Raw genomic sequence first — 25,424 nt, forward strand, 5'->3', positions numbered from 1 at the left:
GTCAGGCCTCCTTGCCATCGGCACCAACCAGAATGGTGGTGTCGCTAAGAAATTGGTATGGCGGAATGACCAGGTTCAGCGGTGCGGGGACGCCCTGGAACACTCGACCAGCCATGTCGAATTTGGAGCCATGGCAGGGGCAGAAGAAGCCGGAAGTTACCCCTTGAACCTGCTCGCCGAAGCTGTCGGGCAAATAGGAAGGGGAGCATCCCAGATGAGTGCAGATGCCAACGGCCACGAAGATTTCCGGTTTGATGGATCTGTAGCCATTGTGGGCATAGTCCGGTTGCTGTGGCTCGTCTGACGCAGGATCCCGCAGCTTGTCATCGTGTGCAGCCAGAGCATCCAGCGTCTGCTTGGTGCGCTTCACCACCCAGACCGGTTTACCGCGCCACTCGACGCGGATTAGCTGACCCGGCTCCAGCTTGCTGATATCCACTTCAACCGGGGCGCCTGCCGCCTTGGCTTTGGCACTCGGATTCCATGACTTAATAAACGGCACTGCGGTAAAAGCAGCTCCTACACCGCCAACGGCAACCGTTGACCAGGTAAGAAATCTGCGGCGACCGGTATCAACTGGCGCATTGCTCATCCAAAAACTCTCCCATGTGGACTCCGCTCATTCTTATAGTGTCCCTGTTTACTTCTCCTCTCCCTCTGACAACTGCAATGGAAGCGGAGTGGCAATTGACACAGAAAGACCATGGAAATTTTAAAGAAAAGATAACAATTTGACAAGAAAGGGAGTCGATGGGCAAAAACAATAAATACACAATTTTTTGTCTTTTGTGACGTATGCTTAGCATTGTCACATGTAACATTGCCAATAAAAAAAGCCTGGCAAATTGCCAGGCTTTTTTGACACTCCTGAGAGTGCGTACCAAAAGCGAATTAACGCTTGGAGTACTGCGGACGCTTACGCGCTTTGTGCAGACCGACTTTCTTACGCTCAACCTTACGGGCATCACGAGTAACAAAGCCAGCTTTACGCAGTTCGGAACGCAGGGTCTCGTCGTACTGCATCAGAGCACGAGTGATACCGTGGCGGATCGCACCAGCTTGACCAGAGATGCCACCACCGTTAACGGTGATGTACAGATCCAGTTTCTCGGTCATCTCGACCAGTTCCAGCGGCTGACGAACTACCATGCGGGCAGTCGGACGGCCGAAGTATTGCTCCAGGGAGCGCTGGTTGATTACGATTTTACCGCTACCCGCTTTGATGAATACGCGAGCAGTGGAGCTTTTGCGACGGCCGGTACCGTAGTATTGATTTTCTGCCATGTTGCCAGTTCCCGTTAGATATCCAGTACTTGAGGTTGCTGAGCAGCATGAGCGTGCTCTGCGCCTGCGTAAACTTTCAGCTTACGGAACATGGCACGGCCCAGCGGGCCCTTCGGCAGCATGCCCTTGACGGCAGCTTCGATTACCATTTCCGGCTTACGCTGAATCAGCTTGTCGAAGCTGATGGACTTGATACCACCCGGGAAACCGGAGTGAGCGTGGTACATTTTGTCGGTAAATTTCTTACCGGTTACGTGTACCTTCTCAGCGTTTACAACGATGATGTAGTCACCGGTGTCAACGTGCGGAGTGTACTCGGCTTTGTGCTTACCACGCAGACGAGCAGCGATCTCGGTTGCGATACGACCCAGAGTTTTACCTTCTGCGTCCACAATGTACCAGTCACGTTTTACGGTTTCTGGCTTGGCAACGAAAGTTTTCATTAAGTTAAACCCAATTACCTGTTACAGACCCAATTGCTTATGGGGGCTCTCCCACAAACAACAAACGATGGCCTACCTGTACCCCTTCGAATACAAGTAAAGCTTAAAGTGTTGCTGTCTTATCGACAGCTGTAACGTGGGCCGGGCGATTATAAGTGAAGTTGCCTTAAATATCACCTGCTAATTTCACTGCCATGAAGCTAGCAAATGTCGCCCGGCCCTACCTGCCGCAGATGCCCATCCGACTGGCAGGCGCGGTATTGTGACTAAGGAAGGTGCACTCTGGCAAGGTATTCGTGCGATTGCATCTCCTGAAGCCTTGAAAGGCAACGCTTGAATTCGAAATTCAGCAGGCCTTCGCCATAGAGCCCGGTCATGGGGACCGCCGCCGATATGATGAGCTTGACGTGCCGCTCATAAAACTCGTCCACCATGGCGATGAAGCGGCGGGCCGCGTCATCCGTGCCGCTGCCCATGGGTTGCACATTGGCCAGCAGGACGGTGTGGAACTCACGGGCCAGTTCGATGTAGTCGCCCTGGGAGCGTGGAGTACAGCACAGCTGTTCAAACTCCATATAAAGCACCCCTTCCCCCACGCCCAGTGCACTCAGTTGGCGATGGTTGACTTCCAGTGCGGCGGCAGTCACCGGCCCAATCCCGGTCAACTGGCTGAAATAACGATCCAGGTTGCTCCTGGCCTGCTCATCCAGCGGGAAGTGATAGATCTCTGCCTGTTCAAGGGTTCGCAGCCGGTAATCGACACCGCCATCGACATTGATCACCTCGCAGTGACGCTCGATAAGCGCGATGGCAGGCAGGAAGCGAGCACGCTGCAACCCGTTGCGGTAGAGATCCTGAGGGGGAATGTTGGATGTGGCCACCAGCACCACGCCATGGCCAAAGAGTTCCTGGAACAGAGTGCCGAGCAGCATGGCATCCGTGATATCCGAGACGAAAAACTCGTCGAAGCAGATGACGTCGGTCTCGTCGGCCAGCTTGCGGGCGATCAGCTTGAGCGGATCGGACTGACCGGTCAGCCCTTTGAGCTCGCCGTGCACACGGTGCATGAAACGGTGGAAGTGGATGCGCAGTTTGCGCTCCCCCGGCAGGCTCTCAAAAAAAGTATCCATCAGCCAGGTCTTGCCTCTGCCCACACCGCCCCACATATATAACCCCTGGACGGGGTCACGGGTTTTCGGCTTTTGCAGCCAACCCAGCAGGCCACGGGATCTGGTCGGAGTCGGGCTTACGCACAGATCCTGATAGAGTCGCTCCAGGCGGGCGATTGCCATGGCCTGGGCCGGATCGGCCACAAAGCCGGGGCGCTGCAAATCCTGCTGATATTTTTGCTGCGGGGTCATCCTGTAAACCGCCTCCAAGTCCCTGAATGAGGGACAAAATGGTATCACGCTCTCGGGGGGCACGGTATAGTGCCAACGAGGCGTTGCGGTCCATCCGACCGCTTCAAATTCATCGTGTTAGCTGTAACAAGGAGCTTCTATGACTCTGTTTAACGGGATCCTGCTGGCGATCGCCGCCCTGATCATCGGCGTGCTGATCGGCCGCTTCTCTGTCCGTAGCCGGGATGCCGGACGCCTGGAACAGGAGCTGAAAAAAGCCCACAAGGAGCTGGAAAGCTACCAGGGGCAGATCACCACCCACTTCGCCGACAGCGCCGCCCTGATGGAGCAACTGGCCGAACAGTACCAGACCCTTTATCGCCACATGGCGGAACAGAGCAAGTTCCTGGCCAAGGTACAGGAACCACTGTTCCGCGAACCCGAAGTGGAAGAAACAGGCGATGCCGCCAACAGCGAGGAGCCGGGCCTTCCTCCCCGCGATTACGCCGGTGCGTCCGGCCTGCTCAAGCAGCCGGGCTGATCGTCGGTTGAACTAATTACGCTTTATCGTGGTCAGACCTTGACGATTGCACTGCAACTTTTTCTGGGAGCTGTTTCTCATATGCGTAAATCTCTTTCTGTATTCAGTGTCTTAGCCCTCAGTGTCGGTATCGCCATGTCCTCAGCACCGGCGCAGGCCGCACTGCCCCTGATGGCGAACAACCAGGAGATGCCGAGCCTGGCCCCCGTCCTCGAGCAGGTGACCCCTGCCGTGGTCAACATCTCCGTCTCTGGCAAGAAGATCACCCGCCAACGCCTGCCGGAGCAATTCCGCTTCTTCTTCGGCCCCAACATGCCTGACGAGCAGGTGAGCGAGCAGCCCTTCCAGGCGCTTGGTTCCGGCGTCATCATCGATGCCAAGAAAGGCTACGTGATCACCAACGCCCACGTGGTCCACGAGGCGGACGAGATCAAGGTCAACCTGAAGGATGGCCGTGAGTATGCGGCCAAGAAAATAGGGGAAGACAAACAGTCGGATATCGCCCTGCTGCAAATCAAGGCCGAGGATCTGGTGCAGATCAAGTTCGCCGACTCCGACGAGCTGAGAGTCGGTGACTACGCGCTGGCCATCGGCAACCCGTTCGGCCTGGGCCAGACCGTCACCTCCGGCATTGTCAGCGCCCTGGGTCGCAGCGGCCTCAACATCGAAAATCTGGAGAACTTCATCCAGACCGATGCGGCCATCAACTCCGGCAACTCGGGCGGCGCCCTGCTCAACCTGCGCGGGGAGCTGATCGGCATCAACACCGCCATCCTGGGCCCCAACGGCGGCAACATCGGCATCGGCTTTGCCATCCCGTCCAACATGGTGCGCGATCTCTCCGAGCAGATCGTGAAATACGGCGAAGTGCGCCGTGGCCAGCTGGGGATTACCGGCACCGAGCTCACCAGCGAAATCGCCAAGACCTTCGGCTACAACAAGAAGGACGGTGCCTTCGTCAACCAGGTCATGCCTGACTCCGCTGCCGCCAAGGCAGGCATCAAGGCAGGCGACATCATCATCAGCATCGATGGCAAGCCCATCCGCTCCTTCGGCGAGCTGCGTGCCAAAATCGCCACCATGGGGGCCGACAAGCAGGTCTCGCTCGGCCTCATTCGTGACGGCAAGGAGCAGACCGTCAAGGTCACCCTGAAGAAGGCGGATGACAGCGAGATCCTGGCCAGCGCCCTGCATCCGGCACTGGAAGGAGCCAAGCTAAGCACCACCACGGACCCCGTGACCGGCGTGGCCGTCTCCGACATCGATCCCCGCTCACCGGCAGCCGCCTCCGGCCTGCAAAAGGGCGACATCATCATCGGGGTCAACCGCCAGCGCATCAACTCCATGGGTGAACTGACCAAGGTGTTGAAAAACAAGCCGGAAGTCCTGGCGCTGAACATCCAGCGCGGTGACTCATCGCTCTATTTGGTGATCCGTTAAGCCCCTCACACCCGCGGCAACCGCCGCGGGTGATTTTTATCCATCGATAATGTTATTCTCTGCCCGCAGCCTGTACGGACGAGAAAGACATGAAAATCCCACCTCTGATCAGCTACTTGGGCAAGTCCGTCGGCTTTGGCCTCGCCATGGCTGCGCTTTTGTTGCTGGTGTTCCCCAATTTTCGCGGCGGTGCCCCCCTGCCGGGCCTCATCACCAATGCCCGTGAGCTGAGCTTCTCCTACGCGGCCCATCGTGCCGGCCCTGCCGTCGTCAACATCTACACCCGCAGCTTCGCCGGCAATCGCGGTGAAAAAGCCGAACTCAGACCCCAGGGGCTGGGGTCCGGCGTCATCATGAACCAGCGCGGTCACGTGCTCACCAACTATCACGTCATCGCCGATGCGGACCAGATCATCGTCGCCCTGCAAGATGGTCGGGTATTCAGTGCAGAGCTGGTCGGCACCGACAAACTGACCGATCTGGCGGTGCTCTACATCGAATCGGACAACCTGCCGGTGATCCCTCAGGACCCGGATCGTCTGCCGGACGTGGGAGACGTGGTGCTCGCCATCGGCAACCCCTACAACGTCGGCCAGACCATCACCCAGGGCATCATCAGCGCCACCGGGCGTATCGGCCTCTCCAGCATGGGGCCGGACAGCAACGGCCGGCAGGATCTGCTGCAAACCGATGCCGCCATCAACGAGGGCAACTCCGGAGGCGCCCTGGTCAATGGCCGTGGCGATCTGGTGGGTATCAATACCGCCGCCTACCACCTCAACGGCAATCAGGAGAGCTATGGCATCAGTTTTGCCATCCCCTACAAGCTGGCCAAGCGCATCATGGACGAGCTGATCGCCAACGGTCGGGTCATCCGCGGCTACCTCGGCATCTCCAGCGTCGAGATCAATCCCATCGTCGCGCGCATGCTGAACCTGGGGGACTTGCAGGGGTTGGTGGTGGAGAGCCTGGATCCCAATGGCCCAGCCACCAAGGCCGGTCTCAAACGTGGGGATGTGCTGCTCAAGATCAACGGAGAGGCCATCACCGGCGTGCGTCCCGTCATGGACAAGATCGTAGAGAGCCGCCCCGGCACCAAGCTCACCATCTCGGTGATCCGCAACGGCAAGCCGCTGGACGTCGATGTCATCATCGAAGAGGACCTGCGCTACCAGAATCAGACCCTGCCGACCAGCAGTGCGGCACCCGCCACCTGAGAGGCGGATCCTCGCAGGGCCCGACAGGGCCCTTTTTTGTGCCCGCTTTCCTCCGGCCCCGCTTGTGCGTGAGACAGCTCACACATTGCGCCAATAAACGATCGGGCGAAGGCGCCGTCAAAACCCGCCACCGATCAAACTCCCTTGCCGCCAGTCCGCTCCTTTCCTCTTCTTGATCGCCAAAAGGGCTTCTTTTGATGCCTTTCCCTCCGGATTTCCACTTCGAATCGGAAAAAACCTGCCTCCTCCCGCACTCTCCTCCGCTTTATGGTGATCCCATCCTTTCTGCCAGCCTGGAGAGCAGACCTTGAATACCGACACCCATGACGCCCCCCTGACCCCGGACAGCCCGGCACTGCTGCGCAAGACCGACCTAACCCTGGCCCGCATTCACAACCTGCTGGTGGATCAGGGCATACGCCCCAACGACGTGCAGCAACAGATGCTGGCCTCCCACGTCAAGGCCATGGTGTGGCGCTCCTACAGCGGGGAATCCCTGCCGGAGGTCGACCTCAGCCTGTTCGAGGAGATCTCCCCCCTCTCCCTGCGCCTGGCAGAGCAGGTCGTCGCCTGGCTCGACCGCCTCGCCTACGAGGAAGCGCACCTCTTGTCCGTCCATTTTGAAGTGGCCAAAGAAAACGAACTCAGCTCAGTAAAAGGAGAAAGCTAAATGACTGCCATCAAACTCGTGATTGGAGATCGTCTCGGCAAGGGTCAGAAAGTGGGGGCAGGCGCAGAAGCCGCCGGCGCCACCGTGACCGTCATCCCCGGCATGGCCGCCGACATGAAGCTCGGTGATGTGATGAACAAGGAGCAGGCCGACCTTGGCATCTCCTTCTGCGGCAGCGGTGGCGCGGGCGCCATCACGGCCCAGACCAAGTACGGCTACAAGTGCCGCTACGGCATGCGATCCATCGAAGAGGGTGTCACCGCCATCAACGAGGGGTGCGTGGTACTGGGCTTCGGCTTCATGGACAAGGAAGAGCTGGGCCAGAAGCTGATCGAAGCCTTCGCCAAGAAACACGGGCGCACCTGATGAAAGAACACTTCACCACCCGGATCACGGTCAACGGCAAGGGGGCGACTCGCCAGCAGGCGTTCGCTGCAGCCCTCAGCCAGGTGCAACCCAGCCTGCTCAAGGAGAGCCCCAAGGTGATGCTGCGCATCGAACCCCTCGAGGTCGAGGTGCTCGAGGCCGAGGAGTCGGTACGGGTGGAGAAGTTCCTGTTCTTCTTCCTGCCACGCCAGCGCCACGAGTTCCGGGTCCGGCTGGCGATCACCGTCAAGGTCACCAGCCTAGATGTCGACAAGGTGGATTTCACCCGGGCCTGACCCCACAACCAAAAGGACAAAGTCGCCGCCTTCGGTGCCAGCTTCCTGTTCGCCCGCATCATCGAGGGCTCCCTGGTGGGGATCCTCGACATCGGCGGCGCCATCCAGACCGGAGTCGGCCTCGGAGTGCCCGCCCTGCTGCTGGGGGCCGGCATCATCTATCCGGTGGAAAACTTCACCGCTTCCCTGATCACCGGCATGGGGATTGGGATGGCCATCGGCTACGTGATCATCCTGGCGCGCAAGTTCACCATTAACCAGAGCAACTCCACCTACGGGGCGGACGTCATGATGGGGGCTGGCAACAGCTCCGGCCGCTTCCTCGGTCCCCTCATCATCCTCTCCGCCATGGGCGCCTCCATTCCCATCGGGATAGGCTCCCTGCTGGGTGCCCTGCTGTTCTACATCTGGGAGAAGCCCATCACGGGCGGCGCCATTCTGGGGGCCATGCTGTTCGGGACCGTCTTCCCCATCGCCCTGGCTTAATCCAAGGCCGTCTCTTCGGCGGCATTCAAGAACCTGTTTGTGCTCTGCCGCGAGAGGTCGTCAGCAAGGTGAAGAGCAGCACAGGGGCCGGAGCGTATGGATAGACGTGAGAACTCCTGGTTACAACTACGCGAGCAGCACATGAGCCTTGGAAGCGGCCTCGCAGTAAGAGCACAAGCAGGTTCCAAGAGGGATATCAGTATGTACGACATGATCATCAGGGCGGGACGCCTGGGAAACGGGCAGCTTGTCGACGTCGCCATCAAGCATGGCAAGATAGCGGCGCTGGGTTCGCTGCCAGGGAGCACGGAGGCGAAGCAAACCCTCACTCTGGGCGGGCAGGTCCATGTGAGCGCCGGCTGGATCGACGGCCACACACACTGCTACCCCGCCTCTCCCCTCTATCACGATGAGCCGGACAAGGTAGGGGTGGCGTCCGGCGTCACCACCGTCATCGACGCCGGCAACACCGGTGCCGACGACGTGGATGACTTCCAGCGTCTCGCCGCCACCTGCAAGACCCGGGTGCACGCCCTGCTCAACATCTCCCGCATCGGCCTGCTGCGCCAGAACGAGCTGGCGGATCCGGCAGACATCGATCCCGCCCTCGCCCAGGCGGCCATCCGGCGCCATCCCGGCTTCATCGTCGGCATCAAGGCGCGCATGAGCGGCAGCGTGGTGGGTGAAAGCGGTCTGCAACCCCTGCGCATGGCCAAGCAGATCCAGCAGGCCAATGGCAACCTGCCACTGATGGTGCACGTGGGCAACACGCCGCCGGATCTGGACGAGATCGTCGCCCTGCTGGGGGAGGGCGATCTGCTGACCCACTGCTTCAACGGCAAGCCCAATCGCATCCTGACCCCTGCGGGTGAACTGCGCCAGGCGGTGCGTGAGGCGATGCGGCGGGGACTCTTGCTCGACATCGGCCATGGCGGTGCCAGCTTCAGCTTCGAGGTGGCAGAGCTGGCCATTGCCCAGGGCATCCTGCCCCACACCATCAGTTCAGACATCTACTGCAAGAACCGCATCAAGGGGCCCGTCTATAGCCTTGCCCACGTGATGTCGAAGTTCTTCGCCATCGGCATGACCCTGGAGCAGGTGCTCGCCTGCGTCACTCACCAGGCCGCTGATGCCCTGCGCCTGCCCGGCAAGGGGCGACTCGAGGTGGGCGCCGATGCAGACATCACCCTGTTCGAGGTGAGCTGCGGCCCCGCTCTCTTTACCGATACCGAGGCCGGCGCCCGCAACGGTGACCGGCAACTGCTCCCTCTCGCCGCCCTGGTGGGCGGCGAACTGGTTCTGACTCACTACGGGAAATCACACCATGCCTTCTGTGTATGAGAAATACCGGCTCAAACCGGTGATCAACGCCTCCGGGCGCATGACCATCCTCGGCGTATCCACCCCCGAGCAGGAGGTGGTCGATGCGGTCAACTTCGGCCTCGGCCACTACTTCGAGGTGAAGGATCTGGTCAACAAGACCGGCGCCTACCCGGCCGAACTGCTGGGCGTTGAAGATGCGGTGGTGGTCTCCTGCGCCAGCGCCGGCATCGCCCAGTCGGTGGCCGCCGTGATCGTGCGCGGCGACCCCTATCGCCTCGAGCAGTTGCATGCTCATGCCCACGACGTGCCGAGCGACATCGTGCTGCCCAAGGGTCACAACGTGAACTTTGGTGCCCCCGTCGGCACCATGGTCAACCTGGGGGGCGGCAGGGTGGTGGAGGCAGGCTACGCCAACGAGTGCTCACCCGCCCAGCTGGCCGCCGCCATCCATGCCAATACCGCCGCCATCCTCTACATCAAGTCCCACCACTGCGTGCAGAAGAGCATTCTGTCGGTGGCCGAGGCGGCCGAGGTGGCCAAGGCACACGGGATCCCGCTCATCGTCGATGCAGCGGCCGAAGAGGATCTGCGTCTCTACTACAACCAGGGTGCAGATCTGGTCATCTACAGCGGCGCCAAGGCCATCGAAGGGCCCACCAGCGGCCTGGTGCTCGGCAGGCGTCAGTATGTGGGGTGGGTCAAGCAGCAGGCTGGCGGCATAGGCCGTGCCATGAAGGTGGGCAAGGAGGGGATCCTCGGCCTGACCCACGCCATCGAGCGCTACCTGGCCAAAGAGAAGGAGAGCGGCACCGCCATGGTCGCCAAGATGACCCCCTTCATCGAGCGCCTCAACCAGCTGCCCGGCGTCACCGCCAAGGTGGTGTGGGACAGCGCGGGGCGCGACATCGCCCGCACCGACATCGCCTTCGACCACCAGCAGATCCGCATGACCACGGTGGAAGTGGTCTCCCGTCTGCAACAGGGTACCCCCGCCATCTACTGCCGCGGCTACAAGGCCAACGAGGGGCACATCGAGATAGATGTGCGCAGCGTCACCCTGCCCCAGCTCGACCAGATCCACTCCGCCATTGCCCACCTCGTTCAGGAGAACAACTGATGTCTCTTACCCCCAATTACTACCGCGATCGGGTCTGCCTCAACGTGCTGGCAGGTTCCAAAGAGAATGCCGTCGACATTTATGAGGCTGCCGAGGGCCACGTCCTGGTCGGTGTGCTCTCCAAGAACTACCCGGACATCCCCTCTGCCGTCGCCGACATGCAGGCCTACGCCAAACTTATCGACAACGCCCTCTCCATCGGGCTGGGAGCAGGTGATCCGCGCCAGTCCGCCATGGTGGCCGAGCTGGCCCGCCAGTTGCAGCCTCAGCATGTCAATCAGGTGTTCACCGGGGTCGGGGCCAGCCGGGCGCTGCTCGGTCAAGCTGACACCCTGGTCAATGGCCTTGTCTCCCCCACCGGCCCCCCCGGCATGGTGAAGATCTCCACCGGCCCCCTCAGCGCGCAGCAGGCTGACGGCATCGTCCCCATCGATACCGCCATTGCCCTGCTCAAGGACATGGGCGGCAGCTCGGTCAAGTTCTTCCCCATGGGGGGACTCGCCTGCCGCACCGAGTATCAGGCAGTGGCCGAGGCCTGTGCCCGCCACGGTTTCTGGCTGGAGCCCACCGGCGGCATCGATCTTGAGAACTTCGAGGAGATAGTGCGGATCGCGCTGGAGGCAGGAGTCGAGAAGGTGATCCCCCACGTCTACAGCTCCATCATCGACAGTGTCAGTGGCCAGACCCGGCCGGAGGATGTGCGTACCCTCCTCGCCATGGTGAAGGCACTGCTGGCATAGCAACCCCACAGGCACCGGTCCGATCACTGGGCGGTGCCTGGCTTGTTAATGACCCCCTTGTTAACATCGACCCACCATGCGCGACAGGAGTCCTCACCCCCTCATGACCAAGCTGCCCCACCCCAGACTCCAGCAACTGCTCGCCCTGCTTCACGCCGAGCCTCTGCCACAGGAGGAGCTGGCCCGCCGTCTCAATGTTTCCACCCGCACGGTGCGTACCGACGTGGCGACCCTGAACGAGCTCATTGCCACCCAGGGCGCCCACCTGATCCATCAGCGGGGCAGCGGTTACCAGCTCAAGATCTACAATCAGGGGCTATTCGATGCGCTGCTGGCCGCCCAGGGGCAGGAGAGCCCCCTGCCTCGCACCAGCCGCGAGCGGGTGCTGCACCTCCAGGTCTTGCTGCTGACGGCAGAACAGGGGATCAAACTCGACGAGCTGGCGGACACCTGGTATCTGAGCCGGGCGGCTTTGCAAGGGGACATGACGGAGATGCGGGAGCGGCTCGCCCACTTCGGGCTCACCATCGACAGCAAACCCAGGGTGGGGATGCGCATTGCGGGAAGCGAGATGGCGATCCGCGCCTGCCTCACCCAACTGCTCTGCCAGGAGCTGCTGCACCAGCATCCGCTCCAGAGCCTGTTGCCCACCCTCTGCCCCAGCAAGACGCTGGAGGTAGTGGGCAACCACATTCACGAGCAACTCGGTCGCCATCAGCTGCGCCTGGCCGACGAGAGCCTGCAGCAAGTCACCGTCTACTGTGCCGTCGCACTGCTGCGCCAGGCGTCTGGCCATGAGTTGCGCCAGTTTGCCAGCGACGACATCACCCCGCCCCTGGCAGTGGTGGCCCGCGACATCTATGCCGAGCTGCCGACCCTGACTTCACCGGGGCAGGAAGAGATCGCCTGTCTCGCCATCCAGATCCAGGCTCGCCTCACTGCAGAGACGCCCCTGCTCAGCCCGGCCATGGCGGCCGAGAGCGAGCAGCTGACTGCGCACCTGCTGGGTTACATCCACCAGCACTACCCCTATGACCTGCGCGGCGACCCGCAATTGCGAGCCGACCTGCAGACCCACATCGGCGCCATGCTGCTGCGGGTCAAATACCAGATTGGCAGCCACAATCCCCTGGCGGACCACATCAAGCAGTATTACCCCCTCGCCTACGACATCACCCTGGCGGCCATCTCTGAGTGGATCAGGCAGACCCCCTACCGGTTGACCCACCACGAGATCGGCTACCTGGTGATCCACATCGGGGTCGGCCTGGAGCGCCACTACGACATCGGTTACACCCGGCGCCCCCAGGCGCTGCTGCTGTGCGATGCGGGCAACGCCACCTTCCGGGTGCTGGAAGCACGCATCCGGCGGGAATACCCCCAACTACAGCTGACCACGCTGGAGTCGGTGCGGGACTATGAGGGACTGGTGCGAGTCGAGCAGGATTTCGTCATCAGCACCCTCAAGGTGAGCGAGAAGAATGCTCCCGTGGTGCAGGTCTCCCCCTTCCCGACCCAGTACCAGCTGGAGCAGCTCGGCAAGCTGGTGCTCGTCGATCGCACTCGTCCCTATCTGCTTGACAAGTATTTCGATGCCGACCACTTCATGGTGCTTGATGAACCCATCAGCCAGGGGGTGCTGTTTGATCGCATCTGCAGCCAGCTTGAGGCGGAGGATCTGGTGCAGAGCGGATTCCGGGGATCCTTGCAGGAGCGGGAGCGGATCGTCTCCACCCTGCTGGGGGACGGCATCGCTCTGCCCCACTCCCTCGGCCTGCTGGCGCGCCGCACCCTGGTCTATACCGTGCTGGCCCCCCAGGGGATCGATTGGGGAAACGGCGAGAGCGCTACCCTCATCTTCGTGCTGGCCATCGCCAAGGCGGATTATGAGGAAGCCATGGGACTTTATGATCTGTTTCTGGCACTGATGAACGAAAAAGCCAGCAGAAGTCTGCTGGCTTGTCGGGATTTTGCCGCTTTCAAGGCGCTGGCTCGCAGCGCACCTTGAGCACGCCGAGGCGTATTACTCCTCATTGAAGCCCGAGGTGAACAGCGCCACCACGGCGGCCAGGGCCTCCACCTCTTCGGGGCCCTCCACCTGCACCTCCACCTGTTTGCCCTGGGCGGAGTCCAACATCAGCAGGCCGATCACGCTGTCCGCGTCGGCCTCGACTCCCTCTTCGTTGCGCAGCAGCACGTGGGCATCGAACCCCTGCACCAGCTCGAACAGCATCATGGCCGGTCGGGCGTGAATGCCTAACTTGTTTTTGACTTCTACCGAGGCGGAAACGGTCATCTGAGCATCCTGTGGATCTGTCAGGCGGGGTTTGAACGCTTGTCCAACGTGCGATGGCGGATCTGCACGTTCTTGCCAAGCAACCGGAATGCGCTGGCCAGCCGCTCGGCGATGAACACCGAGCGGTGTTGTCCGCCGGTACAGCCAATCCCGACGGTCACATAGCTGCGATTGTTGCGCTCCAGGTGGGGCAACCAGGTCCCCAGCATATTCTCGATCTGCTGGATGAACAGCATGACATCCGGCTGGCTGGAGAGGTAGTTGGCCACGGGCTCATCCTTTCCGGTGAAGGGCTTGAGCTCCGGGATCCAGTGCGGGTTGGGCAGGAAACGGGCGTCGAACACGAAGTCCGCATCCTTGGGAATGCCGTACTTGAAACCGAACGACTCGAACACCAGCACCAGCTCGTTCTCTTTCTTGCCGAGCACCCGGGTTTTGATGAGCTCGCTGAGATCGTGGATGCTGAGGTTGGTGGTGTCGATGCGCAGGTCGGCGGTCGAGGAGAGTGGTGCCAGCAGGTGGGTCTCTTCCCGGATCGCCTCGTCCAGCGAAAGCTTGTTGCGGGACAGAGGATGCAGACGACGGCTCTCACCGTAGCGTTTGAGCAGGGTCGCGTTGTCCGCATCGAAGAAGAAGCTCGAAAACTTGACTCGCCCCTCGTTGCGCACCTGGCTCAGCAGGTTCTCCAGCCTGTCTGCCTGGGCAGGCAGGTTGCGCACATCGATGCTGACAGCCAGCTTGTCATACTGGCTCTCCACCGACACGATCAACTGGGGCAGCAGGTTGACCGGCAGGTTGTCCACGCAGTAGTACCCGAGATCCTCGAGCACCCTCAGGGCCACCGTCTTGCCGGAGCCCGAACGACCGCTTACTACTATTAACTGCATCTTGTCCCCTCACGCCAACGTGGCTGTGTCAGACCCGGCCTCAGGCCGACGTCATGATCTGATAGAGTTCTTCGTCGCTGGTCGCCTGGCGCAACTGGCGGCAGACGGCCTTGTCACCCAGTTTGGATGCCATCAGGGAAAGAGTCTTGAGGTGCTGCTTGCACTCGCTTTCCGGCACCAGCAATGCAAAGAGCAGGTCAACCGGTTGATTGTCGATAGAATCGAAAGGGATGGGCTCGGAGAAGGTCATCAACACGGCGGTCGGCGCGAAGGCGTCGTCAATCCGGCCGTGGGGGATGGCGATACCGGCTCCGATCCCGGTACTGCCCATCTTTTCTCGCGCCAGCAGGCTTTCAAACAGGACCTGGCGGGAAGCGCCGAGGCGCTCTGCGGCCAGTTCACTGATGATCTCGAGCGCGCGTTTCTTGCTGGTACAAGGGACCGCACTCTTGGTGCAGTCCCGACTCAGTATGTGTTCAAGTTGCATAGTTATTTTTGATTTAACTTATCTTTGTGCTTGATGATCTGCCGATCCAGTTTATCCAGCAGGGTATCAATCGCCGCATACATGTCGGCATGCTGCGAATTGGCGAACACCTCTCCCCCGCTGACATGCAGCTTGGCTTCGGCGATCTGGTTCAGTTTTTCGACGCTCAACACCACGTGTACGTTGTTGATATGGTCAAAGTGACGCTCGAGTTTGGCAAATTTGTTGTTCACATAATCACGCAGAGCTTCGGTAATCTCGACATGGTGTCCGGTCAGGTTAATTTGCATAACGTCTTCCTTTTGTTTGCCTAAACCAGGCGTTTGCGCTGATTGGATGGCGGGATCAACAAGGATTCACGGTACTTTGCGATCGTGCGTCTCGCCACCATAATACCCTGTTCGGCCAGCAAATCCGCGATCTTGCTATCACTAAGCGGCTTGGCGGGGTTTTCCGCCGTCACCAGCTTCTTGATCAGGGCGCGAATAGCGGTCGATGAGCACTCTCCTCCTCCCTCCGTATTGACGTGACTGGAGAAAAAAAACTTCAGTTCAAAAATGCCGCGGGGCGTATGCATGTACTTCTGGGTCGTGACCCGTGAAATGGTCGACTCATGCATCTCCACCGCTTCCGCGATGTCGTTGAGTACCATGGGTTTCATGGCCTCTTCGCCGTACTCGAAAAAGCCCTGCTGCTGCTCGACGATGCAGCTGGCCACCTTGAGCAGGGTGTCGTTACGACTCTCCAGGCTCTTGATGAACCACTTGGCCTCCTGCAAATGAGAACGGATGAACTGGGTATCCGTGCTGCTGCGGGCATTGCGCGCCATGGCCGCATAGGCCTCGTTGACACGGATGCGCGGAGCAGAATCCGGATTGAGTTCAACCACCCACTTGCTGCCCTTCTTGACCACGGACACATCCGGGATCACGTACTGGGATTCACTCTGGATGATGCCGTTGCCGGGTCTGGGCTCCAGTTGCTGGATGAGATCCAGCACCTCCTTGAGATCGCTCTCCTTGAGGCGGGTCTTGCGAGCCAGGGTGCGGTAGTCGCGATTGCCGAGCAGGTCCATGTGTTCGCGGATCACCTCTCTGGCTTCGTCGAGCCAGGGCAGGTCCGGCGAATACTGGCCGAGCTGGATCAGCAGACACTCTTGCACCGAACGGGCGGCGATGCCGACCGGATCGAAATGCTGCACCCGCTTGAGCACGGCTTCGATCTCATCCAGTTCGACTTCTACCTCCTCGCTGCTGACTGCAGCCTGAATATCCTCGAGGGTGGCAGTCAGATACCCGGATTCGTCGATGGCATCGATGATGGCAAGGGCGATGGCAGCATCCACATCACTGAACGGGGTGAGCCGCATCTGCCACAGCAGGTAGTCCTGCAGGTTCTCGGTGGTCTCCCCCTGATAGACGCTGTCTTCCCCGTCATGGATGGGGCCTGCGCTCTGGGCCGTACCGGCCGAGTAGACCTCGTCCCAGGTGGTGTCCACCGGCAGTTCATCCGGCATGCTCTCCTGGGCCATGGCATCGCTGGAGTCGAGTTGACTGGCGTCCTGTGTCTCTGTCTGACTGGTTTCCTGCGCCTCGTTCTCCTCTTGCTCCAGCAAGGGGTTGTTGTCGAGCGCTTGCTGAATTTCCTGCTGGAGTTCCAGGGTGGAGAGCTGGAGCAGACGAATCGCTTGTTGTAATTGTGGCGTCATGGTCAGGGACTGACCGAGACGCAACTGTAATGTCGGCTTCATCTACGTCGGGATATCCTTATGTTCAGCGAGGCAGTCACCTAACAAAAATGAGGGGTGCCCCCTTACTATAGACTGAATTGATCGCCCAAATAGACGCGCTTGACCTGCTCATCGGCGAGGATATCGGCCGGCGCGCCCTCGGCAATCATCTTGCCGTGGCTGACGATGTAGGCCTTCTCGCACACATCCAGCGTCTCTCTGACGTTGTGGTCCGTTATCAGCACACCCAACCCGCGTTCTTTCAGATGCTGGATGATCTTTTTGATATCGATGACTGAAATAGGATCAACACCTGCGAAGGGCTCATCGAGCAGAATGAATCTCGGCTCTGCCGCCAGCGCCCGGGCGATTTCCACCCGGCGCTGCTCCCCACCCGAGAGGCTCTGGCCCAGGCTGTCACGGATATGGGTGATATTGAACTCTTCCAGCAACTGTTCGACCTTATCCTCCCGCTCTTCGCGGCTCAACCCCTTGCGGGTCTGCATGACCCCCATCAAGTTGTCGAACACCGACAGGCGCCGGAAGATGGAGGCCTCCTGGGGCAGATAGCCGATGCCATTGCGGGCACGGATATGCATGGGCTGCAGGCTGATGTCCTGCTCGTCGATGGTGATGAGGCCGGCATCCCGCTGCACCAGGCCCACGATCATGTAGAAGGAGGTCGTCTTACCCGCGCCGTTCGGGCCGAGCAGGCCCACGATCTGGCCCGTTCCCACCTCCAGGCTCACATCGCTGACCACCATGCGGCGCTTGTAGCTCTTTTGCAGACCCGTTGCTTTTAACACTGCCATGGCTGTTGTTTCCTACTTCTTCTGATCGGCGGGTTTGTCAAAGTTCTCCACCTGATCCGGCAGGAACACCGTCTTGACGCGCTGGGTGGGCCCCTTGCTCTCGGCAATCATCTTCTGCTTGACGATGTCGTAGCGAATGAGATCGCCGGTCACCTGGCTGTCTTCCTGCTTGAGCTGGCCATTGCCGGTGATGGTTACCAGTCGGTTCTTAAGCTCGTAGCGGATGCTGTTGCCATGGGCATTGACCGGTTTGCCGTTGTCCAGCACCTGGAAGAAGGTGGCTGGGTTGCCATACGCGGTCATGACCTCGGCGCCCTTGTCGCCGGAGCGGATCACCACCACCTTGTCGGCCTTAATCTTGATGGTGCCCTGGGTGATGATGACATCCTCGCTGAAGGTGATGCGGTTGTCCTGCATCTCCGCCACCTGCTTGACCGCATCCACATAGACCTTCTCGGCAAAGTCGGACTCTTTGGCATTCAGGGAACCGCACAGCAACAGGGCCGTGAGGGCCAGATTAACGTTTTTCATTGAAATAAGTGGCATGGCCTTTATCCAGTAACTCGAAATATTTACGTTCCAGGTGACCCTTGAGGCCAACGCCCTCGGTCTGGAACTCCTGGCCCACAATGCTGATGTGCTGGTTGCTTCTCATCCCCTGCGTCACCAGATCCAGCTCCAGATAGGAGGTATCCAGCGTGGAGATGAAGGAAGCGGGCAGCAGACCGTCCAGATGCACCTTGTCACGGAGGATCACATTGTCATCGGTGTTGAGCACCCCGGTTTCGGCCGTCAGCTTCCATTCGGCCGCGCCCTTGTCATCGAACATGTAGACCACCGGCCTGGTGAAAGTGGCCTGCTCGAGTACCTGGTAGTACTCCGCATATTCGGATTCCAGCCGCTCGGTGCGCTTGCCCTGCTCGTTGAAGCGGGTCGTCACCAACTCTCTGGCGGTGAAGTCCGGTTGAAAATTTTCCGTCTTGGTGGTCGGCTCGGGGACCAGCTCGATCTCCCCCAGCTGCCAGGCCGCCAGCGCAGCCAGAAACAGCAGGCCGAACAGCACAGTCTGCTTGTTCATCGCGACGCCTCGGGTTGATAGTCAGCCAATCCCTGGGCCTGCAAGATCAGGTCGCACACCTCGCGCACGGCCCCGACGCCACCGCCAAGCCGCGTCACCAGGTCCGCCTTCGCCAGCACAAGCGGATGGGCGTCGGCAACGGCGATACCCAGGCCGCAAGCCTGCATCACCGGCAGATCGATGGTGTCATCTCCCATATAGGCGGCTTGCGATGCATCCAGCCCGAGCTTGGTCAACAAGGCCTCGAAGTGGGGCAGCTTTTTGTCTGCACCCTGCACCAGGTGCTGGACTCCCAGACTCTTCATGCGATCGCTGACAATGCGGGAGTTTCGCCCCGTGATGATGGCAATCTCGATGCCCGCATTGAGCAGGGCACGCATGCCGGCACCGTCACGGGTGCAGAAAGTCTTCAGCTCTTCGCCGTTATTACCCATATAGATGAAGCCGTTGGAGAGCACCCCATCCACATCGCACACCAGCAGGCGGATCTGCGCCGCCTTCTCGTACTGGCTGCGCGTCACCGGACCATAGAGGGTCGGTACGTCTTGCATCAAATTACTCCGGCTTTCAGCAGGTCATGCATGTTGAAGGCACCCAGCGGGTGTCTCTCCCCATCCACGACCAACAACCCGTTGATTTTCCTGGTTTCCATCAGCTTGACGGCCTCGGCCGCCATCATCTCAGGCCCTACGGTAACACAGTTCACCGTCATGACGCGGCTGATGGGGGTGTGATGGATGTCCACCTGCAGGTCCAGAATGCGGCGCAGGTCACCATCGGTGAACAGACCGGCAAGCAGCCCTTGATCGTCCACCACCGCCGTCATGCCGAGCCCCTTGCGGCTCACTTCCAGCAGCGCCTGGCTGATGGTGGCATCTATCCCCACCTTGGGCAACAGCTCGCCGCTGTGCATCAGATCGCCCACTCGCAACAGCAACCGCTTGCCGAGGGACCCGCCCGGATGCGACAGCGCAAAGTCATCGGCGGTGAAGCCACGGGCCTCCAGTAGGGCCACGGCCAGCGCGTCCCCCATCACCAGGGTGGCGGTAGTGCTGGATGTCGGGGCCAGACCGAGGGGGCAGGCCTCTTTCTCCACCTTGATGCACAGGTGCACGTTGGCCTCTTTCGCCATGGTGGAAGCCGGATTGCCTGTCATGCAGATGAGTGGAATGCCGCGGCGCTTGAGCACCGGCAGCAGGGCCAGGATCTCGTCGCTCTCGCCGGAGTTGGAAATGGCGATGATGAGATCCCCGGCTGAGATCATGCCGAGATCCCCGTGGCTCGCCTCGCCCGGGTGCAGGAAGAAGGCGGGCGTTCCCGTGCTGGCCAGGGTCGCGGCAATCTTGTTGCCGATATGACCCGACTTGCCCATGCCGGTCACCACTATCTTGCCGCCACAGCGCAGCACCATCTCGCAGGCGCGCTCGAACGCCTCGTCAAGGTACTGGTAGAGTCCATCAATGGCTTGTTTTTCTATGTCCAGCACCGCTCGGGCGCTGCGACGGAAATCGAACAATTCAGACACTTTTTCAGGCTTTACAGACATAAAGGCACAGCTCCGGGCCGAAATTTGCTGCGGGATTATAAAAAAGTCTGCCGAGATAAGCGAATCGGATGCGGAATGGGCGGTCATTGACGCAGGTTGTTACATAAAACTGTCGCGTACTTGGGGGGGAAACCCGCTCAATAGTTGTTCCTCGCTGTTGCTTAGACCTAGACTAGCCCATAAAATTCGCTCTTCATTTATACCGGATGGACAATTGTTTGAACGATGACCTGATCACCATCTCCGACCTGACCTTCAGTCACGGGGATCGGCTGCTGTACGACAGGATCAACCTGACCATTCCCCGTGGCAAGGTCACCGCCGTCATGGGTCCGAGCGGGATCGGCAAGACCACCTTGCTGCGCCTGATCGGGGGCCAGCTCAAGCCTGAGTCCGGTCATATCCTGTTTGACGGGGAAGACATTCCCACTCTCTCCCGTTCGCGCCTGTATGAAGTGCGGAAACGGATGAGCATGCTGTTCCAGAGTGGCGCATTGTTCACCGGCATGACCGTCTTCGACAATGTGGCCTTTCCGCTGCGGGAGCACTCCGGCCTGCCGGAAGAGCTGATCCGCACCATCGTCATGATGAAACTGCAAGCTGTCGGTCTGCGCGGGGCGGCCAAGCTGATGCCGTCCGAGCTCTCCGGTGGCATGGCGCGTCGCGCGGCCCTGGCGAGATCCATCGCGCTGGATCCGGATCTCATCATGTATGACGAGCCCTTCGTGGGGCAGGACCCCATCACCATGGCGGTGCTGGTGAAGCTCATCAAGGAGCTCAACGATGCACTCGGCATCACCTCCGTCATCGTCACCCACGACGTGAAGGAAGTGCTGAGCATCGCCGACTACGCCTACATCATCGCCAACCGCAAGGTAGTGGCACACGGCACACCGGAGCAGCTGCGCGAGGAGCACAATCCCGAAGTCGAGCAGTTCCTCAAGGGATTGCCCGACGGTCCTGTTCCGTTTCATTTTCCGGCAGGCGACCTGCTACAGGATCTGTGATGTTGACAAGTCAGATAAGCAAGCTGGGCCGCAGCGGTGTGCGTTTCATCAACGCCGTCGGCCGGGCAACCATCATGCTGTTTCATGCACTGGCAGGACGGCCCCAGCCACGCAAGCACTTCCCGCTGCTGGTGCAGCAACTGTATGTGGTGGGAGTGCAATCCGTCGCCATCATACTGGTGTCCGGCCTCTTCATCGGCATGGTGCTCTCCCTGCAGGGTTACAACGTATTGAAGGATTTCGGCGCAGAGCAGAGCCTGGGGCCTCTGGTTTCCCTCTCCCTGCTCCGTGAGCTGGGTCCTGTGGTCACCGCCCTGCTGTTCGCCGGTCGTGCGGGCTCCGCCCTCACCGCCGAGATCGGCCTGATGAAGGCCACCGAGCAGCTCTCCAGCCTGGAGATGATGGCGGTCGATCCGCTGCGTCGGGTCGTGGCGCCCCGCTTCTGGGCCGGGGTCATCAGCATGCCGCTGCTGGCCTTCATGTTCAGCCTGATCGGCATCTTTGGCGGCAAGCTGGTTGGTGTCGACTGGCTGGGGGTGGACGAAGGCAGTTTCTGGTCCGCCATGCAGGCCTCCGTCGACTGGCAGGACGACATCATGCAGGGCGCTATCAAGAGCCTGATCTTCGCCCTGGTGGTGACCTGGATAGCGCTCTTCAACGGCTATGATGCCAAACCGACCTCGGCCGGGATCAGTCAGGCGACGACCCGTACCGTGGTTCACTCATCCCTGGCCGTGCTCGGTCTGGATTTTATACTCACCGCAGTCATGTTTGGATAAGGGAAAGATGAAGTTCAGCAAAGTAGAATTTCTGGTTGGCGCCTTCATGCTGGCTGGCATCGCGGCCATTCTGGCATTGGCACTGCAAGTGGCGGGATTGAGTTTCAAACCGGAAGGAGAAACCTATACCCTGCGCGCCCATTTCGATAATATCGGCGGCCTGAAAGTGCGCTCGCCGGTTAAGGTCGGCGGCGTCGTCGTCGGTCGTGTCAGCGACATCACCCTGGATCCCAAGAGCCAGGTCCCCATCGTTTCCCTGCAGATGCAGAAGAGTGCCGGCGAGTTTTCCGAGACCAGCACCCTCTCCATCCTGACTTCTGGCCTGCTCGGTGAGCAGTACATCGGTCTGGCACCGGGGTTCAGCGATGAGGAGATGGGCACCAGCATGCTCAAGGATGGCGACATGATCGAAGACACCAAGTCCGCCATCGTGCTGGAAGATCTGATTGGCAAGTTCCTCTACAGCCAGTCCTCCCCAGCCAACACACCCGCAACCAAGGAGTAACCATGTTCAAGAAGATCGCCCTGATGCTGGGTCTGATGACCAGCATGCTGTTCTCCCTCGTCGCCCGTGCGGATGTCAATACTTCGGACCCCTATGCCCTCGTGGATCAGGCCGCCCAGCAGACCTTTGCCCGCCTGAAGGCCGATCAGGCCCAGGTGAAGAGCAACCCCGATCACCTGCGCGTCATCATCCGCGAGGAGCTGCTGCCCTACGTGGACAACCGCTTCGCCGCCTACAAGGTGCTCGGCAACCAGATCAAACAGACAACCCCTGCCCAGCGTGACGCCTTTGTGGACGTCTTCACCGAGTACATGGTGAGCTCCTACGCGGACGCACTGGCACACTTTGACAAGCAGACCGTCAAGGTCCAGCCCGGCAAAGCCGCCGAGAGCAACATCACCGCCGTCAACGTCAGCGTGAAAGAGGCCGGCAAGCCGGACATCTTCCTCGAGTTCAAGCTGCGCAAGAACAACAAGACCGGCGAGTGGAAAGCCTTCGACATGGTTGCCGAAGGGATCAGCCTGCTCTCTGCCAAGCAGAACGAGCTGGGCGGCCTCATTCGCCAGAACGGCATCGATGCGGTGATCGCCCAGCTGCGTGAACACAACGCCAAGCCGCTGGTGATCAAGTCATGATCCTGAGCGGTGACTTGCTGGCCCCGCAGGTCAACGATCTGTGGCAACGCCGCGCCGACTGGTGGCAGGACGACCGGCTCGAACTCGGTGCCGTCACTACCCTGGATTCCGCCGGCCTTGCCCTGCTGGTCAAGTGGGCCAAGGCGGCACTGGCACGGGGTGCCACTCCGACACTGGTGGGTGCCTCCAACGATTTCCATACACTGGCCAACCTCTACGGGGTGGCCAGCCTCTTTCATTCAACCCCGCTCACAACTGAGGACTCATAATGCAAGTCTCTGAAATTGAAGCGATACTCCTCGAGGCTTTGCCATTGTCCGAAGTCCATGTCAAAGGGGACGGCAGTCACTACCAGGTGATCGCCGTCGGCGACATGTTTGACGGCATGAGCCGGGTCAAGAAACAACAGGCCATCTATGCCCCGCTGATGGACAAGATCGCCACCAACGAGATCCACGCTCTCTCCATCAAGGCCTATACCGACGCCGAGTGGAAACGCGAGCGTAAATTCCTGCTGCCCTCCTGATTTGGTAAAGAAGTAAACCATGGACAAATTCAAGATCACCGGCCCCTGCACCCTCTCCGGTGAAGTGACCATCTCTGGCGCCAAGAATGCCGCCCTGCCCATCCTGTTTGCCACCCTGCTGTGTGACGAAGAGGTTCAACTCTCCAACGTACCGCGCCTGAAAGACGTGGGTACCACCCTCAAGCTGCTGGAGATGCTGGGCGCCACCACCAAGGTCAACGGCAACGTGACCGTGCTGACCGGTGCGGTAAACAATCATGTCGCCCCCTACGAGCTGGTGAAGACCATGCGTGCTTCCATCCTGGCCCTGGGCCCGCTGGCAGCCCGCTTCGGTGCAGCAGACGTCTCCCTGCCCGGCGGCTGTGCCATCGGTGCCCGCCCGGTCAACCTGCATGTCCACGGCCTGGAGCTGATGGGCGCGAAGATCGTCATCGAAGAGGGCTACATCAAAGCCCGCGTCGACGGCCGCCTGAAAGGTGCCCACATCCTGATGGACATGGTTTCCGTGACCGGTACCGAGAACCTGATGATGGCCGCCACCCTGGCTGACGGTCGCACCGTGATCGAAAACGCCGCCCGTGAGCCGGAGGTGGTCGATCTGGCCAACTTCCTCAACGCGCTGGGCGCCAAGATCCAGGGCGCCGGCACCGATACCCTGACCATCGACGGCGTAGAACGTCTGCACGGTGGCAGCTACAGCGTGCAGCCCGATCGCATCGAGACCGGCACCTTCCTGGTGGGCGCCGCCGTGACCGGTGGCAAGATCACCTGCCGCAACACCGACCCCAGCCTGCTGGAAGCCGTACTGGTCAAACTGGAAGAGGCTGGCGCCCTGATTGAAAAGGGTAACGACTGGATCACCCTCGACATGACAGGTCGCACCCTGAAACCTGTCACCATCAAGACCGCCCCCTACCCGGCGTTCCCGACCGACATGCAGGCCCAGTTCACCGTGCTGAACGCGGTCGCCCAGGGCACCGGCATGGTCACCGAGACCATCTTCGAGAACCGCTTCATGCACGTGCCCGAGCTGGTACGGATGGGTGCCGACATCGAACTGCAGGGCAATGTGGCCATCTGCCGCGACACCCAGCAGCTCAAGGGTGCCCAGGTGATGGCGACCGATCTGCGCGCCTCCGCCAGCCTGGTGCTGGCCGGCTTCGTGGCCGAAGGGGCCACCATCGTCGATCGCATCTATCACATCGACCGTGGCTACGAAGACATCGAGCACAAGCTGCAAGGCCTGGGTGGTCGCATCGAGCGCATCAAGGAATAAGCTGGCTTCACCATGAGCCGACGATAAAAAAGGCCCCCTCGCCAGGCGAGGGGGCCTTTTTCATGACTCCGAATGGCGGCACCCCCTTCTCCCCTTGCGGGAGAAGGGGGCGGGGATGAGGAGGACAAGCAGACACCCTTTCCCCGAGGGAGAGGGTCAAGGGCTCAGGCGGTCAGCCGCTCCAGCTCGCCGATAAGCCAGATGGCCTCCTGGCGATGGGAGCCGCACACGTCCGCCATGGGGCGAAAGCCGCCGCACACCGCCGGGCGCTCCGGCTGGCCGAAGATCTTGCACCCCAGGTGCGCATCGAGCTGCACACAGGGCACACCGGCGGGCTTGCCGTCCGGCATGCCGGGAATGGCACTGCTGATGCTGGGGGCGATGCAGCAGGCACCGCATCCCTGACGACATTCCATGTGATGTTTCCTCTGTGGGGCACTGCAGTGTAGCAAGGAGTCCGGTTTCTCCTAAGCCTTATCCCTGCCCGGGCACCCTGACTCCCGCAGCAAAAAGCCCGGCAGTGCCGCAATGCTGTTCACTTAAGAGAATTTGAGTTCCAGTCCACGTAGTATCAGGACAAAAAATCGAGGGAGGCATG

Annotated in this window: 32 protein-coding genes and 1 pseudogene; 18 read left to right on the forward strand and 15 right to left on the reverse strand. The window is 60.4% G+C overall.

The genetic code is table 11. From position 1 onward, the window contains the following. Position 1: 1 nt before the first annotated feature. From petA to zapE, 4 genes are all read right to left on the reverse strand, one after another. Entirely contained in the window at positions 2-592 is a 591-nt protein-coding gene (gene petA, locus PG892_RS05125; protein ID WP_010675854.1) for a ubiquinol-cytochrome c reductase iron-sulfur subunit, read from the reverse strand. Positions 593-891: 299 nt separating this feature from the next. Then, positions 892-1,284, reverse strand: a complete 393-nt coding sequence (gene rpsI, locus PG892_RS05130; RefSeq protein ID WP_005336286.1) for a 30S ribosomal protein S9 — start codon at positions 1,282-1,284, stop codon at positions 892-894. Between the two features lie 14 nt (positions 1,285-1,298). Continuing rightward, positions 1,299-1,727, reverse strand: coding sequence for a 50S ribosomal protein L13 (gene rplM, locus PG892_RS05135; RefSeq protein ID WP_005336289.1), 429 nt, complete (start codon positions 1,725-1,727; stop codon positions 1,299-1,301). Between the two features lie 266 nt (positions 1,728-1,993). Then, complete coding sequence (gene zapE, locus PG892_RS05140; RefSeq protein ID WP_270825196.1) at positions 1,994-3,088, reverse strand: cell division protein ZapE; 1,095 nt, start codon at positions 3,086-3,088, stop codon at positions 1,994-1,996. A gap of 139 nt (positions 3,089-3,227) precedes the next feature. On the opposite strand from zapE, the gene PG892_RS05145 reads away from it, so the two are divergent. The 11 genes and pseudogenes from PG892_RS05145 (at position 3,228) to PG892_RS05195 (ending at position 13,271) form a co-directional block, all read left to right on the forward strand. Beyond that, positions 3,228-3,608 carry a YhcB family protein gene (locus PG892_RS05145; RefSeq protein ID WP_010675856.1) on the forward strand — a complete coding sequence of 127 codons (381 nt, stop codon included), beginning with the start codon at positions 3,228-3,230 and terminating at the stop codon, positions 3,606-3,608. A gap of 81 nt (positions 3,609-3,689) precedes the next feature. Next, the gene (locus tag PG892_RS05150; RefSeq protein WP_042015057.1) at positions 3,690-5,048 is read left to right on the forward strand and encodes a Do family serine endopeptidase; all 1,359 of its coding nucleotides are present in this window, start codon (positions 3,690-3,692) and stop codon (positions 5,046-5,048) included. Between the two features lie 89 nt (positions 5,049-5,137). Beyond that, positions 5,138-6,265, forward strand: a complete 1,128-nt coding sequence (gene degS, locus PG892_RS05155; RefSeq protein WP_010675858.1) for an outer membrane-stress sensor serine endopeptidase DegS — start codon at positions 5,138-5,140, stop codon at positions 6,263-6,265. Between the two features lie 307 nt (positions 6,266-6,572). Then, positions 6,573-6,935, forward strand: a complete 363-nt coding sequence (locus PG892_RS05160; RefSeq protein ID WP_069652273.1) for a transcriptional regulator — start codon at positions 6,573-6,575, stop codon at positions 6,933-6,935. Further along, on the forward strand, positions 6,936-7,301 hold the full coding sequence (locus PG892_RS05165; protein ID WP_049637185.1) for an SFCGS family glycine-rich protein: 366 nt from the start codon (positions 6,936-6,938) through the stop codon (positions 7,299-7,301). Further along, positions 7,301-7,597, forward strand: a complete 297-nt coding sequence (locus PG892_RS05170) for a DUF4312 family protein (RefSeq protein ID WP_041211841.1) — start codon at positions 7,301-7,303, stop codon at positions 7,595-7,597. The genes PG892_RS05165 and PG892_RS05170 overlap by 1 nt, the downstream gene beginning before the upstream one ends. Positions 7,598-7,618: 21 nt before the next feature. Beyond that, positions 7,619-8,083: pseudogene (locus PG892_RS05175) on the forward strand (DUF4310 family protein); the annotation flags it as partial. A gap of 201 nt (positions 8,084-8,284) precedes the next feature. Then, complete coding sequence (locus PG892_RS05180) at positions 8,285-9,424, forward strand: amidohydrolase/deacetylase family metallohydrolase (protein ID WP_270825197.1); 1,140 nt, start codon at positions 8,285-8,287, stop codon at positions 9,422-9,424. After that, positions 9,408-10,523 carry a DgaE family pyridoxal phosphate-dependent ammonia lyase gene (locus tag PG892_RS05185; protein ID WP_270825199.1) on the forward strand — a complete coding sequence of 372 codons (1,116 nt, stop codon included), beginning with the start codon at positions 9,408-9,410 and terminating at the stop codon, positions 10,521-10,523. The genes PG892_RS05180 and PG892_RS05185 overlap by 17 nt, the downstream gene beginning before the upstream one ends. Next, complete coding sequence (gene dagF / locus PG892_RS05190) at positions 10,523-11,263, forward strand: 2-dehydro-3-deoxy-phosphogluconate aldolase (protein WP_270825200.1); 741 nt, start codon at positions 10,523-10,525, stop codon at positions 11,261-11,263. Before PG892_RS05185 ends, dagF begins: the two co-directional genes overlap by 1 nt. A gap of 103 nt (positions 11,264-11,366) precedes the next feature. After that, entirely contained in the window at positions 11,367-13,271 is a 1,905-nt protein-coding gene (locus tag PG892_RS05195; protein ID WP_270825201.1) for a BglG family transcription antiterminator, read from the forward strand. 15 nt (positions 13,272-13,286) lie between these two features. Here PG892_RS05195 and npr read toward each other — a convergent pair whose 3' ends face one another. The 10 genes from npr to PG892_RS05245 form a co-directional block, all read right to left on the reverse strand. After that, positions 13,287-13,559: a PTS phosphocarrier protein NPr gene (npr, locus tag PG892_RS05200; RefSeq protein ID WP_010675868.1), complete on the reverse strand. Its 273-nt coding sequence runs from the start codon at positions 13,557-13,559 to the stop codon at positions 13,287-13,289. A 20-nt stretch (positions 13,560-13,579) separates the two neighbouring features. After that, positions 13,580-14,446, reverse strand: a complete 867-nt coding sequence (gene rapZ, locus PG892_RS05205; protein WP_010675869.1) for an RNase adapter RapZ — start codon at positions 14,444-14,446, stop codon at positions 13,580-13,582. Between the two features lie 40 nt (positions 14,447-14,486). After that, the gene (ptsN, locus tag PG892_RS05210) at positions 14,487-14,933 is read right to left on the reverse strand and encodes a PTS IIA-like nitrogen regulatory protein PtsN (RefSeq protein ID WP_010675870.1); all 447 of its coding nucleotides are present in this window, start codon (positions 14,931-14,933) and stop codon (positions 14,487-14,489) included. Between the two features lie 2 nt (positions 14,934-14,935). Continuing rightward, positions 14,936-15,223 (reverse strand): ribosome hibernation promoting factor, encoded by a 288-nt coding sequence (gene hpf, locus PG892_RS05215; protein ID WP_005305957.1) that lies wholly within the window; start codon positions 15,221-15,223, stop codon positions 14,936-14,938. Positions 15,224-15,243: 20 nt separating this feature from the next. After that, complete coding sequence (locus PG892_RS05220; protein ID WP_039040474.1) at positions 15,244-16,683, reverse strand: RNA polymerase factor sigma-54; 1,440 nt, start codon at positions 16,681-16,683, stop codon at positions 15,244-15,246. A 65-nt stretch (positions 16,684-16,748) separates the two neighbouring features. After that, positions 16,749-17,474 carry an LPS export ABC transporter ATP-binding protein gene (gene lptB, locus PG892_RS05225; protein ID WP_270825202.1) on the reverse strand — a complete coding sequence of 242 codons (726 nt, stop codon included), beginning with the start codon at positions 17,472-17,474 and terminating at the stop codon, positions 16,749-16,751. Positions 17,475-17,486: 12 nt separating this feature from the next. Then, on the reverse strand, positions 17,487-18,005 hold the full coding sequence (lptA, locus tag PG892_RS05230) for a lipopolysaccharide transport periplasmic protein LptA (protein WP_010675873.1): 519 nt from the start codon (positions 18,003-18,005) through the stop codon (positions 17,487-17,489). Next, positions 17,992-18,552 (reverse strand): LPS export ABC transporter periplasmic protein LptC, encoded by a 561-nt coding sequence (gene lptC / locus PG892_RS05235; RefSeq protein WP_069785530.1) that lies wholly within the window; start codon positions 18,550-18,552, stop codon positions 17,992-17,994. Before lptC ends, lptA begins: the two co-directional genes overlap by 14 nt. After that, on the reverse strand, positions 18,549-19,103 hold the full coding sequence (gene kdsC / locus PG892_RS05240) for a 3-deoxy-manno-octulosonate-8-phosphatase KdsC (protein WP_042864828.1): 555 nt from the start codon (positions 19,101-19,103) through the stop codon (positions 18,549-18,551). The genes lptC and kdsC overlap by 4 nt, the downstream gene beginning before the upstream one ends. After that, a complete protein-coding gene (locus tag PG892_RS05245) occupies positions 19,103-20,098 on the reverse strand; it encodes a KpsF/GutQ family sugar-phosphate isomerase (protein WP_029314845.1) in 996 nt (331 codons plus the stop codon). Before PG892_RS05245 ends, kdsC begins: the two co-directional genes overlap by 1 nt. A gap of 206 nt (positions 20,099-20,304) precedes the next feature. On the opposite strand from PG892_RS05245, the gene mlaF reads away from it, so the two are divergent. The 7 genes from mlaF to murA are packed head-to-tail and all read left to right on the forward strand — an operon-like array spanning position 20,305 to position 24,826. Further along, entirely contained in the window at positions 20,305-21,105 is an 801-nt protein-coding gene (gene mlaF / locus PG892_RS05250) for a phospholipid ABC transporter ATP-binding protein MlaF (protein ID WP_039040471.1), read from the forward strand. Then, positions 21,105-21,884: a lipid asymmetry maintenance ABC transporter permease subunit MlaE gene (mlaE, locus tag PG892_RS05255; RefSeq protein ID WP_010675878.1), complete on the forward strand. Its 780-nt coding sequence runs from the start codon at positions 21,105-21,107 to the stop codon at positions 21,882-21,884. The genes mlaF and mlaE overlap by 1 nt, the downstream gene beginning before the upstream one ends. A 7-nt stretch (positions 21,885-21,891) precedes the next feature. Next, entirely contained in the window at positions 21,892-22,389 is a 498-nt protein-coding gene (mlaD, locus tag PG892_RS05260) for an outer membrane lipid asymmetry maintenance protein MlaD (RefSeq protein ID WP_010675879.1), read from the forward strand. Between the two features lie 2 nt (positions 22,390-22,391). Then, positions 22,392-23,024, forward strand: a complete 633-nt coding sequence (mlaC, locus tag PG892_RS05265) for a phospholipid-binding protein MlaC (RefSeq protein ID WP_039040470.1) — start codon at positions 22,392-22,394, stop codon at positions 23,022-23,024. Beyond that, positions 23,021-23,293 (forward strand): STAS domain-containing protein, encoded by a 273-nt coding sequence (locus PG892_RS05270; protein WP_182955627.1) that lies wholly within the window; start codon positions 23,021-23,023, stop codon positions 23,291-23,293. Before mlaC ends, PG892_RS05270 begins: the two co-directional genes overlap by 4 nt. Next, positions 23,293-23,550 (forward strand): BolA family iron metabolism protein IbaG, encoded by a 258-nt coding sequence (ibaG, locus tag PG892_RS05275; protein ID WP_182955630.1) that lies wholly within the window; start codon positions 23,293-23,295, stop codon positions 23,548-23,550. Before PG892_RS05270 ends, ibaG begins: the two co-directional genes overlap by 1 nt. Positions 23,551-23,569: 19 nt before the next feature. Continuing rightward, positions 23,570-24,826 carry a UDP-N-acetylglucosamine 1-carboxyvinyltransferase gene (gene murA, locus PG892_RS05280; RefSeq protein ID WP_182955646.1) on the forward strand — a complete coding sequence of 419 codons (1,257 nt, stop codon included), beginning with the start codon at positions 23,570-23,572 and terminating at the stop codon, positions 24,824-24,826. A gap of 164 nt (positions 24,827-24,990) precedes the next feature. Here murA and PG892_RS05285 read toward each other — a convergent pair whose 3' ends face one another. Continuing rightward, positions 24,991-25,242, reverse strand: coding sequence for a YkgJ family cysteine cluster protein (locus tag PG892_RS05285; protein WP_010675884.1), 252 nt, complete (start codon positions 25,240-25,242; stop codon positions 24,991-24,993). Positions 25,243-25,424: the final 182 nt, after the last annotated feature.

It is taken from the genome of Aeromonas sp. QDB68, assembly GCF_027707405.1.
Classification (GTDB): domain Bacteria; phylum Pseudomonadota; class Gammaproteobacteria; order Enterobacterales; family Aeromonadaceae; genus Aeromonas; species Aeromonas caviae.

Coding starts and splice junctions, on each gene's coding strand:
- mlaF (WP_039040471.1), top strand. CDS start 20,305: ATGGACAATTGTTTGAACGATGACCTGATCACCATCTCCGACCTGACC.
- PG892_RS05270 (WP_182955627.1), top strand. CDS start 23,021: ATGATCCTGAGCGGTGACTTGCTGGCCCCGCAGGTCAACGATCTGTGG.
- PG892_RS05145 (WP_010675856.1), top strand. CDS start 3,228: ATGACTCTGTTTAACGGGATCCTGCTGGCGATCGCCGCCCTGATCATC.
- zapE (WP_270825196.1), bottom strand. CDS start 3,088: ATGACCCCGCAGCAAAAATATCAGCAGGATTTGCAGCGCCCCGGCTTT.
- rplM (WP_005336289.1), bottom strand. CDS start 1,727: ATGAAAACTTTCGTTGCCAAGCCAGAAACCGTAAAACGTGACTGGTAC.
- petA (WP_010675854.1), bottom strand. CDS start 592: ATGAGCAATGCGCCAGTTGATACCGGTCGCCGCAGATTTCTTACCTGG.
- PG892_RS05180 (WP_270825197.1), top strand. CDS start 8,285: ATGTACGACATGATCATCAGGGCGGGACGCCTGGGAAACGGGCAGCTT.
- ptsN (WP_010675870.1), bottom strand. CDS start 14,933: ATGCAACTTGAACACATACTGAGTCGGGACTGCACCAAGAGTGCGGTC.
- murA (WP_182955646.1), top strand. CDS start 23,570: ATGGACAAATTCAAGATCACCGGCCCCTGCACCCTCTCCGGTGAAGTG.
- rapZ (WP_010675869.1), bottom strand. CDS start 14,446: ATGCAGTTAATAGTAGTAAGCGGTCGTTCGGGCTCCGGCAAGACGGTG.
- degS (WP_010675858.1), top strand. CDS start 5,138: ATGAAAATCCCACCTCTGATCAGCTACTTGGGCAAGTCCGTCGGCTTT.
- npr (WP_010675868.1), bottom strand. CDS start 13,559: ATGACCGTTTCCGCCTCGGTAGAAGTCAAAAACAAGTTAGGCATTCAC.
- mlaC (WP_039040470.1), top strand. CDS start 22,392: ATGTTCAAGAAGATCGCCCTGATGCTGGGTCTGATGACCAGCATGCTG.
- rpsI (WP_005336286.1), bottom strand. CDS start 1,284: ATGGCAGAAAATCAATACTACGGTACCGGCCGTCGCAAAAGCTCCACT.
- PG892_RS05170 (WP_041211841.1), top strand. CDS start 7,301: ATGAAAGAACACTTCACCACCCGGATCACGGTCAACGGCAAGGGGGCG.
- ibaG (WP_182955630.1), top strand. CDS start 23,293: ATGCAAGTCTCTGAAATTGAAGCGATACTCCTCGAGGCTTTGCCATTG.
- dagF (WP_270825200.1), top strand. CDS start 10,523: ATGTCTCTTACCCCCAATTACTACCGCGATCGGGTCTGCCTCAACGTG.
- lptC (WP_069785530.1), bottom strand. CDS start 18,552: ATGAACAAGCAGACTGTGCTGTTCGGCCTGCTGTTTCTGGCTGCGCTG.
- PG892_RS05285 (WP_010675884.1), bottom strand. CDS start 25,242: ATGGAATGTCGTCAGGGATGCGGTGCCTGCTGCATCGCCCCCAGCATC.
- PG892_RS05195 (WP_270825201.1), top strand. CDS start 11,367: ATGACCAAGCTGCCCCACCCCAGACTCCAGCAACTGCTCGCCCTGCTT.
- mlaE (WP_010675878.1), top strand. CDS start 21,105: ATGTTGACAAGTCAGATAAGCAAGCTGGGCCGCAGCGGTGTGCGTTTC.
- hpf (WP_005305957.1), bottom strand. CDS start 15,223: ATGCAAATTAACCTGACCGGACACCATGTCGAGATTACCGAAGCTCTG.
- mlaD (WP_010675879.1), top strand. CDS start 21,892: ATGAAGTTCAGCAAAGTAGAATTTCTGGTTGGCGCCTTCATGCTGGCT.
- PG892_RS05185 (WP_270825199.1), top strand. CDS start 9,408: ATGCCTTCTGTGTATGAGAAATACCGGCTCAAACCGGTGATCAACGCC.
- PG892_RS05165 (WP_049637185.1), top strand. CDS start 6,936: ATGACTGCCATCAAACTCGTGATTGGAGATCGTCTCGGCAAGGGTCAG.
- PG892_RS05150 (WP_042015057.1), top strand. CDS start 3,690: ATGCGTAAATCTCTTTCTGTATTCAGTGTCTTAGCCCTCAGTGTCGGT.
- PG892_RS05220 (WP_039040474.1), bottom strand. CDS start 16,683: ATGAAGCCGACATTACAGTTGCGTCTCGGTCAGTCCCTGACCATGACG.
- kdsC (WP_042864828.1), bottom strand. CDS start 19,103: ATGCAAGACGTACCGACCCTCTATGGTCCGGTGACGCGCAGCCAGTAC.
- PG892_RS05245 (WP_029314845.1), bottom strand. CDS start 20,098: ATGTCTGTAAAGCCTGAAAAAGTGTCTGAATTGTTCGATTTCCGTCGC.
- lptA (WP_010675873.1), bottom strand. CDS start 18,005: ATGAAAAACGTTAATCTGGCCCTCACGGCCCTGTTGCTGTGCGGTTCC.
- lptB (WP_270825202.1), bottom strand. CDS start 17,474: ATGGCAGTGTTAAAAGCAACGGGTCTGCAAAAGAGCTACAAGCGCCGC.